Source organism: Allobosea sp. NPDC055353 (assembly GCF_053644975.1).
In genome coordinates this window covers 584,287-597,058 of sequence record NZ_JBSHMC010000001.1, presented here as the reverse complement: position 1 = coordinate 597,058, position 12,772 = coordinate 584,287, and the positions used below count along the sequence as shown (strand labels likewise).

The window sequence follows — 12,772 nt, the reverse complement described above, 5'->3', positions numbered from 1 at the left end:
ATCCGGGCGGCGGCGTTCATGTTCGGGACGCGAATTACCGCAGCTATCAGCCACGCCGGAGCTATTGCGGGGCTTCTTGTCGCCGCACTCGCCTCAGCGCTGGTTCGGACGCTCGGCATGGAACTCCCGGCCGAGCCTATTCGGCGCGATGGCCGATCGCTGGCCACCGTCCTTGGGCAGGCTGCGCCGACGCGGCCTGGCACGCAAAGCTTGGGCACGCATCAGCCTCTCGATGCGATGCAGGCCGCAATCGATACCTACCGCCAGACACGCCTGGCACCATAGGTCCGATCCGAACCAAGGAAGCTTGCCCGACCCTGTTGCCGATCTCCTCGTCGTCGCGTGCTCGACGGCTCGGTGATCGGTTGAACCAGGCATGGAAGCCTGAGCGCGACACATCCAGCGCTTCGCAAAGCCGTGCCACCGGCCAGATTCCCCGGTGCTTCGCAATGAACGTGAACCTCATGTCACGTCCTTCGCGAAGTAGGCTGCGGCCTTTTTTTAGGATATCGCGCTCCGCCTTGAGCTTGGCCACCTCGCGCCGCAGCTTCTCGATCTCAAGCTGCTCCGGCTTCATCTGGCCGTGGCCGGGAAAGGCTTGCGCTGGATCGGCAGAAAAGAGCTTCACCCATTTGCGCAACTGGTTCTCATGGACATCCAGGTCCCGAGACGCCTGCGCCACACTCACTCCGCAATCCTTGATCAGGCGAACCGCCTCGATCTTGAACTCACGCCCAAACTGTCGTCGCCGCATACTCCACCTCCGGTTTCATGAAACACCCAATCTCGGTGTCCACGAAACCGGCAGCAGGCCATTCAGGACTATTCGGTGATACCTGCTAGCCCTTCTGGCGATCGGCCAACATCCGCGCTAGAGATTCCTCCCGGCTATTCGCCCAAACTACCATTGTCTCGGTCACTCCATCCAGATTGTCTCGCTTCTCAGGAGCTCTAAATGCCGCCACTGTGTCCCCCCAATATTGGCTAGGGGCAGCTTTCGTGTAGTCATAAGCTCTACCCTGTGGAACTCGAGGCGGAAAATCCGTGTGAACCTCCAGCAGATCGAGGTTGGCAAAAGCTCCCAGCGCTCTCATTGAGTCAGGGTAGAACCGCCAGCAATCAAATTCCTGCTTCGATGCATGCACATGCCCACGTGACGGCGCGGTCAAGAATATATACCCATTCGGCCTCAAGATACGCGCCATTTCCATAAATGTTACCCAAAAAAAGGGAACATGCTCGAAAACTTGCCCACTTATCACTACGTCGACCGAGGCGGTACTGAGCGGAATTCTATAGGGTTCGCGCATCACAACATCGACATTCAGACCCTCCTCAACGTCAAGCCCAATATAACTGTGCCTAAAATCACCCAATAATGTGCGATGACTCAATTTCTGCTCGTCTACAATACGAGAACCGATTTCTACAATGTCATATGGCTTTCCGGGAACGAGATATTTTTCAATCTTTGCTTTCATATGATTGTAAGCAGAGGAATGCACTGAAAATCTCCATCCATTAAGCCACTAAATGCAACCCCTCGCTCCATTTTCCAGAGTAAGGCGGCCTCGTATTAGTCCGTGACACTATACAGGCTCATTAAATTTCCAACAATACGATTTGCGCATGTTCGTCCCATGGGGTGACGTTGCCCCTCGGTTCTAATCCGGTTCGAAGTTCGTTCTGGCTCCTTGAGAGGATCAGAACATGAAGCGCAGCCGTTTCTCGGAAGAGCAGATCATCGCGATCTTGAAGGAACAGGAGGCTTGGGTCTCGGTCGCCGATCTGTGCCGCAAGCACGGTGTGAGCGACGCCAGCATCTACAAATGGAAGGCGAAGTTCGGCGGGATGGACGTGTCTGAGGCCCGGCGTCTGCAAACTCTTGAGGACGAGAACGCCAAGCTGAAGCGGATGCTGGCCGATGCGATGCTCGACAATGTCGCGCTGAAGGATCTGCTGGGAAAGAAGTGGTGACGCCCGCCGCCGAGCGGAAAGCCGTCGCGCATCTCGTACAGCATCACGCGATGAGCGAGCGGCCGGCGTGTAAAGCCATCGGCTGCTGCCGCATGACCGTCCGATACCAATCCGCGCGTCCTGACGATCGCGCTCTGCGGGATCGCATGATCGCGATCGCCCGCGAGCGGCGGCGCTTCGGCTATCGGCGCCTGCATGTGCTGCTCAAGCGCGAAGGCCATCTTGTGAACCAAAAGCGGCTCTTCCGGCTCTATCGCGAGTAGAAGCTGACGGTGCGCCGGCGCGGGGGCCGCAAACGGGCGATCGGCACCAGAGCCCCGATGCCGGTTCCCCTCGGGCCGAACGAGCGCTGGTCGCTCGACTTCGTCTCCGATCAGTTCACCGACGGCCGCCGCTTCCGGATCCTGGCCATTGTGGATGACTGCACGCGCGAGAACCTGGCGCTGGTCGCCGACACATCGCTGTCGGGCCTTCGGATCGCACGCGAACTCGACCGTGTGATCGCCGAGCGCGGCAGGCCAAAGATGATCGTCAGCGACAATGGCAGCGAGTTCACCAGCAACGCGATCCTGGCCTGGGCGGATTAGGCTCGCGTCGACTGGCACTATATCGCGCCCGGCAAGCCGATGCAGAACGGCCTCATCGAAAGCTTCAACGGCCGCCTGCGTGACGAGTTGCTGAACGAGACGCTGTTCTCATCGCTGTCGCAGCCGCGCACGGCATTGGCCAACTGGCGCACGGACTTCAACACCGCCCGGCCTCACTCCCAGCTCAGATGGCAGACGCCTAAGGCCTTCGCTTCAACCTTCACCCCGCGCCGGGCCCTGGCACCGCGCTGTGCGACAAGCACAGCGCCAGAGCTCGTCGCTGCGCCTGCCGGAACGGGCTCCACGATCGCCGGAAACGAACACAGCGCTGGATAAAAACTGGGGGGGCAACGTCAGGGGAGCTGCCTTCGAGGGAGGCATCGGCCATTGATAGGAACCTGGAGGCATCGAGGCATTCCGCACGTAAGCGGGCGTTGAACGCCTCAATGTACGCACTATCCGTAACCAACCCGGGCGAGAAAACTCGATCTCGACGAAGAGCCGGCCCCACATGAAGTCGAGGGCCCTGACCGCGTTGGGAGCGTCGATCGCCGATCACGCCTGAGGGTAGCGACAGGCCCGCTTGCGGTGCGGCAACTTCGCGCGGATCGACAATCCCTCCTCGCGATAGACGCGGTCGGTGCGCATATGGTTCACGAACCTGCCCTCCCGACGCAACAGGATGTGCAAACGCCGATAGCCGTAACTCCCCGCGCCGCGGCGGGTTCGCCAAATCTCTGGCAAAGCGCCAACTGAGGATCGGACCGCCTTCGATAGCGCTGGCTCGGCCGCTGAAATCCGGTCGCCCGACAGGCCCGCCGCTCGCTGACGCCAAAGGCCGTCCGCAGATGGCCTACGACCTTTCGCCGAGCGGCGGGCCTCACCACGTTCTCTTGAAAACATCCTGCAACATTGCTCGGTCAAGCGTCAGATCCACGACCTGCGGCTTCATCTTCACATTCTCATCTTCAAGCTGCTTGAGGCTCCGGATCGCGGGGACCTCATCCCGGAACTGCTTCTTCAAGCGATAGAAGTTCGGTTCCGAGACGCCCATCTTCCGACGAATCTCCGCCACCGGCGCGCCGCTTTCCGCCTGCCGAAGGGCAAAGGCGATTTGCTCATTCGTGCGTTGATCGCGTGGCATAGCGTCCGCCCTCGATGAGACTCAGAATGCCCAAAAATTGCACGACAACTGAACCCACTTCCAGGAGCAGGCCCCACCTCGGTTTCCGAGCATTTGACCACAATCCGGAATCCAGACTACAATAGGAAATCGACGCGGCCATGTATATACGTTTATTCTGGCCATCAATTCCATCCAAAATACTACTCGAGGGCGGCCGTGAAGATTGATACGTTGAATTCACCGGAAAGGATTCTAGAATTCGGCTCTGCTCGCTTTGGAAACAACCTCCCGATCGCCGTTATAGCGGGCCCCTGCCAAATTGAGAGTCGTCAACACGCATTAGAAGTAGCATGTGAAATTAAAACAATAGCTAATTCCCTTAAGATAGGTATCGTTTACAAGACATCTTTCGATAAAGCCAACCGAACGAGCGCTAGTGCGCACCGGGGCCTTGGATTACGCCTCTCCATTCCAATCTTCGCTGAAATTCGGGAACGCTTCGGCCTGTCGGTTCTGACAGATGTACACAGCATCGAGCAATGCAATTTATTATCCGATGTTGTCGATATAATTCAAATTCCTGCTTTTCTCTGCCGCCAGACCGACTTGTTGATTGCTGCAGCTGCGACGATGAAAGCGATTAATGTTAAGAAAGGGCAATTTCTCGCTCCGTGGGATATGAAAAACGTAGTTGATAAACTCACTGGCACTGGAAATAAGAAAGTGATGCTGACTGAGCGTGGCAGCTCATTTGGATACAATACACTCGTAACCGATTTCCGTGGCCTTCCTTTAATGGCCGAGACTGGAGCTCCGGTGATCTTCGACGCTACTCACTCAGTTCAACAACCCGGCGGGCTTGGAAAAAGCTCGGGGGGACAACGTGAATACGTGCCGGTGCTGGCACGCGCGGCTGTCGCAGTTGGCGTCGCCGGCGTCTTCATCGAAACACATCCAGATCCGGATAAGGCGCCGTCGGATGGACCTAACATGATTCCGCTGAAACAGTTTGGGGCGTTAGTTGGCTCTCTGATGGAGATCGACGCGGTTGTTAAAAAGCAGAGGCCAGACGGCGCATGATGCCGGTTGCATTAGTTCGCGTAAGACTTGACCCAACGCTCTTGCCACGAAAGCCTCTTCCAGATATCGAGCACGCCCGGACCGCCCTAACAGCGGGTACGCTTGTCCGATTCTAAATTTTATTCGGAGATTTAGGTCATATGGCACTTGCAGCGTCGCTATCCGGACGTCTCATTACGGCCGTCGATGAAGCTCGCCGGACTTTGGATCTTGAGACACAAGGCTTGATGGCGTTACGCGCTGCGTTAGACGGGCCACTTGGCGAGCGCGTCGAACTCGCCTGCGCGGCCATCCGGTTAGTTGGGCAATCACATGGCCGGGTGATCGTCACGGGCATGGGCAAATCCGGGCATGTCGGTCGTAAGATTGCGGCGACATTGGCCTCGACCGGAACCCCTGCGCATTTCGTACATCCGGGTGAAGCAAGTCATGGCGACCTCGGCATGATCAGTGCTGCGGATTTGGTGCTCGCCCTCTCCTGGTCGGGCGAGGCGCCCGAGTTGGCTGACATTATCGCTTATACACGGCGCTTCCGGGTTCAATTGGTTGGCATTACATCTCGCGCGGACAGCGCGCTCGGCTCCGCATCCGATATAACTCTTTGCCTCCCTTCCATGCCCGAAGCATGTCCGAATGGGTTAGCGCCAACCACGTCATCGTTGATGCAAATGGCGATTGGAGATGCGCTTGCCGTAGCGTTGCTCGCGATGCAGGGATTTACGGCAGGGCAGTTCAGGCAGTTCCATCCTGGAGGGAAGCTTGGCGCGCGGCTGAAGAAGGTCTCCAATCTAATGCACAGGGAGGCAGAGTTACCGCTGGTGAGCGGCGGCGTCTCTCTTTCTCAAGCGATCGTCGAGATGACGGCAAAACGGTTCGGAATTACCGGTGTGCTAAACGAAAACGATGAACTCATCGGCGTGGTGACTGATGGCGATCTTCGGCGAGCTTTCAGCAACGGCTTTGTGGATCAGCCCATCACATCGGCGATGACCGTTGCTCCGCTCCACATTGGACCAGATACACTGGTAGATGAGGCGCTTCACCTGATGAATCAGGCAAAAATAACATCCATATTTATTGTTGTCGATAGGCGACCGACCGGGATCCTCCATATTCATGATTTGTTGAGAGCAGGCGTCGCTTAGCTTCATCAAATTGTCAAATTCGAACGATGCCTTTGACGTACAAATGGGATGCAACCAAGCGCAGATCTTTCAAATATGCGCATTTTGAATTCTCGCGATTGAGCATAGCTACGGTGGATCTGCTAATGAAAACTGAGGAAGTTATTTGCAGGGGAATTCGTTTTCCTTACGATAGTGCAATTTTGAGTACCAGAGTACTCGACTCTCTGAGAGCTCAAAGATACGAGCAAAAGGAGGCGAAGCAGCTCGCATCACTTATAGCGCAGGGCGAACGAGTACTCGAACTGGGTGCTGGTTTGGGCTTCATGTCAACGTTAGCAGGCCTTAATCCGTACACGGAGCAGGTGCTATCGTTCGAAGCTGACCCGCGTCTAGTAGGATACATTCAGCGCGTCCATACATTGAATGGTGTTGAGAATGCCGAAATCAGAAATGGTGTTCTCACTGCCGAAGGAGCAGCCTCGACGATCCCGTTCTTTGTCAGACAAAATTTCTGGGGCTCTTCACTGGAAGAGAAATCTGGTGACTATGTTGACAAGGTCATGGTTCCATCGATCTCGTTGACCGAGGCCGTGATGTCATTCCGACCTACGATGATAGTTTCAGATATTGAGGGAGCCGAGGTCGCGACATTCCGAGATGCCGCACTTGCGGGGGTCAAAAAAATTATCGTTGAGCTTCATACCAATGTTGTTGGCCGGGAAGGTGTAGCTTCTTTATTTTATTCCATGATGTCTCGTGGCTTTGTATATGATGAGTATAATTCTAATGGCTCAGTTGTTACATTTATACGCGACGCTAAAAATTACGCCAAACTGGAGACGATGGCGTGAATTTAGTATTTGCAACAGATGAATTGTACGCAAAATACACATGCGTTACAATTGCATCTATTCTGCAAACCGTCGAACGCTCACGCGATATCGCAATATACTTACTTGTTGCTGAGCCAATAAGCCACGAGACGCTACGCAAAATTGAAAGACTACGAGACGTACATAATTTTTCATTACACCAGATTGTCGTTGATGCTACTAAATTTAAAAATGTAAGAACCACGCCTGGGATTTCTATTGCGACCTATTTTAGACTCCTGATGCATGAGATGCTCCCGCCCGGAATCGATCGCGCTTTATACTTAGATAGCGATTTGATTATTAAGTGCGACATTTCACCTCTTTATGACCTAGATATGGGAAATAACCTATTCTCCGGAGTCGAAGATTCGATCAGTAAATTATATAACTATAAATTTGGGATGGCCGAGAAATCTCGGCATATCAATGCCGGCGTAACGTTATTCAACCTTTCTCAGATCCGCGGAATTAATTTTTCGTGTATCATCGATAACTATATAGATAACAATTTACATAACATTAGCTTGGGTGATCAGCAAATAATTAATTGCTGCTTTTCCGACCGCATTTTGTATGCTCCGCTCAAGTGGAATGTACATGGCTCGATGTTTGATCCCGTTTGGGCAACTAAGAACGTTGGGATCAATAACTACTATAACAAGCTTGAATTTTCTAGCGCGATAGAAGCTCCCGGTATTATTCACTACACCTACAAGCGAAAGCCTTGGCAGTCTTTTGATCACCCTAAGACGGCCGATTGGCTTGCGGCGGTCGTACTAACAGAGTTTCGTGAAGAGATTGAACGGTCATTGCCTGAAGGGCCGAGGCCACAAATGAATCTTGCCCTTCCTTCTCAACGAAAATCTACGTCAAATTCCACAGCATTCGACAAACGCCCGGAGGTGCACCAAATCATGGCCGCTGTTCCAGAGAAAAACAATTCTATTCAATCACAGGTCGACGCCCTCAAAGAAGCTGTAAAAAAATCGTCTGACGAGCGTGTCCCATTTCAGGTTCTCATCGCCACTAATACAATCCAACTCCGAGATATTGGACGCCAGAGGTCCGAGCGCCGGTTCATCCCGTCTGAGTTTATTAACGGCTTGGCGGAAAATTGCAATATTTTTACGAATGGCGAAAAGCATGACTTGGAGGGCGGCTTTCATACCAATATTAAGCCGATCTTTAAAACGTCCCGCATTTCCAGAGATTTTAGCCCAAGCACTTGCGCCATTAGTCTTGTTCTCGTGCAGCGCTTGAGACAGGATTTGTATTGGCAGTGTCTCAATAGCAGCTTTTACGGGAAGGAATTGTTGTTTGCTGAGACATCTTTTTTTGGTGCCTACGCTGGTTATTATGACCAGAAAGGCCCTGGCTGGCAAAGACAGTGCTTTGGATATATTGTAGATGACATGGGATTTTATTTTGATGCACGGAATCCGTCTCGTCTTGAAACGATATTAAATTGCAAAGATTTCAAGCTAACAGAGCCGGAGTTAAAACGTTCGAGGAAGCTGATAGATCGTGTGGTCAATGAGAGCATTACTAAGTATAATGCCTATGCAGGCGGGCGAAGGAAGCACGTTCTCGAGCAAGGCGCTGTCGTGGTCATCGACCAGAAGGTCAACGACGCCAGCATAGAGTTTGGCGGGGCCGATCGCAAAACCTTTAGCGAGATGCTGCAGTGCGCAATCGATGAGAATCCTGACGCTACAATCTATTTTAAGCGCCATCCCGATAACGTTCGTGAGCCATTGCCATCAAATATAGATGAACGCTTTATATTGCTGCCTGATAATATCGATATAACTTTTGTGCTGGAGACATGCTCTAAGGTATACACTGTTTCTTCCCAGGTCGGATTCGAAGCCCTTCTACGTTCAAAAGAAGTAGTTGTATTCGGAATCCCATTCTACGCCGGCTGGGGATTGACAAATGATCGCCAAACACTACCGCGCCGGCAGCAAAAGCGAACTATCGAAGAGCTTTTTTTCGCCGCGTGCGTTCTCATGTCGGTTTATATCCATCCAATCTCGGCGCGCATGATTACGATTGAGGAGGCCTTTGATCTTATAGGAGATATGCGGAACAATCGGTTGCCAGAGGATTGGCTTCCTTTGATGCAAGTCGGAGCGTCCGGAGTGCGTGACGCCGGAGCGCCTTTTATCAAGTCTCGCCCTAGTGTTTCGGGCCATATTATGTACGGCCCTTATCGGCGCCTTGATCCTGGATCATATCATGTTGACGTGGTCATCGCTCCAGTCAGTCTGCCTCCTACTGACGCAAGCGCTTCCGCTGCACAGACCTTTGTATTGGAGGTCGTAGATGGCAGTGTTGAATTGGCACGCCATGAATTGAATGGCTGGTTAACCGATCACGCGGTCACAATTCCGATCGATTTTGCGCTACCTTCAAATACTGGAGGCGGAGCTTCGATTGAAATTCGGCTGTGGACCTCTGGAGTTCAACAAATATCGATCCAATCTTTGACGTTAAGGGGAATGAGGCCCGGCGCGTGAGTGCCGAGCTTGTACCATACCGCCCGCCGCAGCTATGGAAGGCCGTTTTAGCGTTTCCAATCATGCTGCTGCCTATTGGATCCGATACGATTGCTGAGGAACTCGAACGAAAGGAAGTGTTTTCTGAGGCTCGGGTGCATGGTGACGCGCTCCGCTTAAGGGCGCCCCTGCATCTCGATAGGAGCCTTTCAATTCAATCAAATGAAGTATTGAGTGCGGGAATATTAATTGAAGGGGCGGTAACGGGCATTGTTCTCGATTGCCACGGCGGCGCGATTCGTCGCTACGATCGGGGCACACGGAGGACCCCAGCAATCGAAATTCGATCACGCCGGCGGGAAGGTCCTGACGGCGCTGTTGTTTGGGAGCGACCGTCTGGCGTTAGCATCCGAAACTGTCGGATCGAAGGCCGAGTCCAGATCTCCGGTATGCCCGGAAACGGTGAGGATTTGCGTCAGTCTTCCCGACGCCAAGGGCATACGGTTCGGACCCAAGCTGCTGCGCCGTTCGGTATCTCTTTAGAGAGCGTTTCAATTACAACCGATGACGATATTCCTATTTATGTCGGATCAGGTGTAACACGTGTAAATATAACGAAGTCGCGAATTGATGGCTTTACGCGATCAGTTGCCATTTATCTTGATGCCGAAAGCGGAGATAACTTTATTAGCGGAAATGAAATTACAACAAAAACTGGCCGCGAGGTTATAGCAATAGATGGATCTGCCAATAATAGAATAATTGAAAATAAGATTTACATTGATGAGTTCCCTGGCATATCGTTATATCGTAACTGCGGCGAAAAAGGAGTCATTCGACATCAAACACCTTCTTTTAATATTATCGACAGAAACCATTTTGTAAATAATTCTAAGCATCGACCACGTCATGTTGTAGAAAATTCTCGAGGCGGTCGGAGCCCTTACTGCCACGAGGATGACGGCTACCCTTTCGGCAGCAGTATCGACAATACGGACGGCGGGGTTGGCAATATCATACGCTAGTAGAAATTGATTTGCATACCGATCGATTGTTCTGGCCTGGAAGGCGGGCGCCTGCCTTGGTGGGACTTGCACCAGCCGGATACCACTAACAATAATGCCGCAAAAAATCGCTTGACATGGAATCTCGGGTGCGCCGTCCGGTGCTGGGCCGCAATCGAACGCCGAAGCAGAATTTGATAGAGGCCAGGCCGCCCAGATGCCAAAGTCCATCCTAATCGTCCGAACAACTGGCGAGGAATCCCATCGGAACGCCTTAGAATTGGCGCGGACCATCGAACAAGGTGGATACCAACCCAGGATTCTCACATACTGGCTCGATAGCGAGCACAATAGTACGAGCGCGGACTGGGCCGTGCCACCATTGCTCCGAACCGAGATTGCAGACGCGCCACGGTTTTCCGATTTCGCATTCGTTTCAATCTACGGTTACCGATTGGACCTGCCGCAGCTCATGAGCCATTCCTACGGCGTCGGAGAGCTTCGCCCCGACACGCTGCTTCCGGAATCGCCTTGGGCTCAGCATTTGCGGGGGGTCGCACATTGTTTCACGCAGACGCTTGTGGCTCTTAACCCTGCATACGTTCTAGTTCCGAACGGGGCCGAAGTAATTTCAGCAATAATCGCCGATGTTTGCTCGCACAATTCCGTAAATTTTCTTTACTGGGAAAGCCCCTTTTTCTCCGGACATCATTTTGTTGACCCCTATTCTCCTCATTTTTATCGTGGACTCAGTCTATTCGACAAATCCTGGCCGCCGACAATTACGGAGAAACGGACTCTCAAAAAGGCGAGGGCGTTTGTCCGGCGCTTTATGTCCGAACGAAGATCGAAATACGACCAGACCAGCGAAATAGACGATCTCACCCGCCTTCAGAATTGGATTACAGCCGATACTCGGCCGATCGTGTTTATCCCACAGCAGGTTCCAACGGACGCAAATGTTGTCGTCAACCTCGGAGCATACGACGACTACGAAGCGTCGCTTCAGGCCGCGATTGATAGCATCCCGCCCGATTGGAGATTGCTAATGAAGAGCCATCCGAAAGGTGGGCTCCGACGCCTGCCCCGAATTCGCATGCAGGATTCGTTTGATGCCACCGGCATTGCGATTCACGATATCCTTGAAAGAGTTGCGGTCGTCGCGACTATGAGCTCCAATGTTGGATTGGAGGCACTGCTGTACGATTTGCCGGTCGCCGTATGGGGCCAGCCAATTTACTCGAGAAAGGGTTGCACGACTGAACTTAGCGATCCATCTCGCTTAGGCGCGTACCTCTCTGCTCCTCTGCCTCCTCTTGATCCAATGAAACGGGACATTCTGGTCCATCATGTACTTGAAACTGGTTTGGTGCGCCATCGAAATATTGATCAGCTAAATGAACGTTTGGGTATGGCGACGAATATCCCTCGCTCGTTCGCGAATTTTTATCCGGACCGGATACGGCGAATTTCCAAAGCGGCTCGCGCCTTAGAGGCGCAGCTCAAAATCGATCCTCGCCTTGAAACCGCTCTTACGAAGCTTGACGGTGCAGATCGCGACCTGATCGAGGCGGTGGCCGGTCCGTCCTTGTCCAAGCACTCCTATGGAGGGGCTATCTGCTCACCAAAGGCCGACATCGTCGAGCCGAATTATCGGTCGCTCTTCTCAGCGAAAGCCGCCCAGGAACTTGTTCGGTACAGGGGGAATCTGCAAAATCACCATGCCCCCGATAATTTGTTGAGAAGTTTGTGTGACAGGTGCTCAACGTCCACGCTTGTTGCCTTAGAGATACGTAATCCCGGCGTTCAAGGTGATTATGTTCAGAGATTAAATGCAGATAATATAGTTTCTATTATAAGCGAGATCGACCCCAGCATTCAGGTCGAAGTTCGGGGAAGAGCGGGAAGAGAACTAACGCAAAGTATCGATGGCGCTTCCATTGCATTTATTTTGCTCCGTAGGAGGCAGGGCTTATTAGAGCCAATCATTTCACGGCTCGTTTCCCGACGCTTGCGATCCGTGCTTCGCTATGAGCGATCCTATCTGGAAGCCGCGCTGTTTTCTACGAAATGCCAGCGCTCACGTGATGGCGCTACAATTTGGATCTCCGGGCCGATCAACCGCGGACATGTCATTTACGGTCCTTATCGAAACCTGCCTGCTGGCAACTGGCGCGTGCAACTCCTTCTATCATCGAACAGCGAGGCCGCTCAGACACAGTGGACCTTCGATGCGGTCCTGAATGGCGAGATTGTTTCTATCGTCGAGTGGTTCTGCCAAGACAATAAACCGCCGCCAGCTTTCGAGTTCGATACCGAGACCGGCGGCATAATAGAGTTTAGAATCTGGTGTCATAGCCTTGGCAAGGGCGAAACATTCGCATTTCAAGGGGTGGAGCTGCAAGATGCCACAAGCTAGCGTATCGTTACCTCCTGACCTGAGACTGATCCGAGACCGTTTGATCCGAGACCGTTTGCTGGACCGCCGGAGGCTGGAG

7 protein-coding genes and 3 pseudogenes are annotated in these 12,772 nt (G+C 52.9%); 7 read left to right on the top strand and 3 right to left on the bottom strand.

Annotated features, from left to right (window positions below; translation table 11 throughout):
• Window positions 1–96: 96 nt before the first annotated feature.
• Together ACWIEX_RS02670 and ACWIEX_RS02665 are read right to left on the bottom strand one after the other, a co-directional pair.
• Window positions 97–754, bottom strand: a pseudogene (locus tag ACWIEX_RS02670) (IS3 family transposase); the annotation flags it as partial.
• An 85-nt stretch (window positions 755–839) separates the two neighbouring features.
• Complete coding sequence (locus ACWIEX_RS02665) at window positions 840–1,505, bottom strand: methyltransferase domain-containing protein (protein ID WP_454031596.1); 666 nt, start codon at window positions 1,503–1,505, stop codon at window positions 840–842.
• Between the two features lie 205 nt (window positions 1,506–1,710).
• Here ACWIEX_RS02665 and ACWIEX_RS02660 point away from each other — a divergent pair.
• Window positions 1,711–2,900 (top strand): annotated as a pseudogene (locus ACWIEX_RS02660) (IS3 family transposase).
• Window positions 2,901–2,940: 40 nt separating this feature from the next.
• Here ACWIEX_RS02660 and ACWIEX_RS02655 read toward each other — a convergent pair.
• Window positions 2,941–3,708, bottom strand: a pseudogene (locus ACWIEX_RS02655) (transposase); the annotation flags it as partial.
• 204 nt (window positions 3,709–3,912) lie between these two features.
• Here ACWIEX_RS02655 and kdsA point away from each other — a divergent pair.
• The 6 genes from kdsA to ACWIEX_RS02625 all read left to right on the top strand — a co-directional run bounded on the left by kdsA (window position 3,913) and on the right by ACWIEX_RS02625 (window position 12,693).
• Window positions 3,913–4,770: a 3-deoxy-8-phosphooctulonate synthase gene (kdsA, locus tag ACWIEX_RS02650; RefSeq protein WP_454033446.1), complete on the top strand. Its 858-nt coding sequence runs from the start codon at window positions 3,913–3,915 to the stop codon at window positions 4,768–4,770.
• Between the two features lie 140 nt (window positions 4,771–4,910).
• Window positions 4,911–5,915, top strand: coding sequence for a KpsF/GutQ family sugar-phosphate isomerase (locus ACWIEX_RS02645; RefSeq protein ID WP_454031595.1), 1,005 nt, complete (start codon window positions 4,911–4,913; stop codon window positions 5,913–5,915).
• Window positions 5,916–6,040: 125 nt separating this feature from the next.
• On the top strand, window positions 6,041–6,748 hold the full coding sequence (locus ACWIEX_RS02640; protein ID WP_454031594.1) for an FkbM family methyltransferase: 708 nt from the start codon (window positions 6,041–6,043) through the stop codon (window positions 6,746–6,748).
• Complete coding sequence (locus ACWIEX_RS02635; protein ID WP_454031593.1) at window positions 6,745–9,291, top strand: glycosyltransferase; 2,547 nt, start codon at window positions 6,745–6,747, stop codon at window positions 9,289–9,291. The genes ACWIEX_RS02640 and ACWIEX_RS02635 overlap by 4 nt, the downstream gene beginning before the upstream one ends.
• Complete coding sequence (locus ACWIEX_RS02630; RefSeq protein ID WP_454031592.1) at window positions 9,288–10,295, top strand: right-handed parallel beta-helix repeat-containing protein; 1,008 nt, start codon at window positions 9,288–9,290, stop codon at window positions 10,293–10,295. Before ACWIEX_RS02635 ends, ACWIEX_RS02630 begins: the two co-directional genes overlap by 4 nt.
• Before the next feature lie 451 nt (window positions 10,296–10,746).
• Entirely contained in the window at window positions 10,747–12,693 is a 1,947-nt protein-coding gene (locus ACWIEX_RS02625) for a capsular polysaccharide export protein, LipB/KpsS family (RefSeq protein ID WP_454031591.1), read from the top strand.
• Window positions 12,694–12,772: the final 79 nt, after the last annotated feature.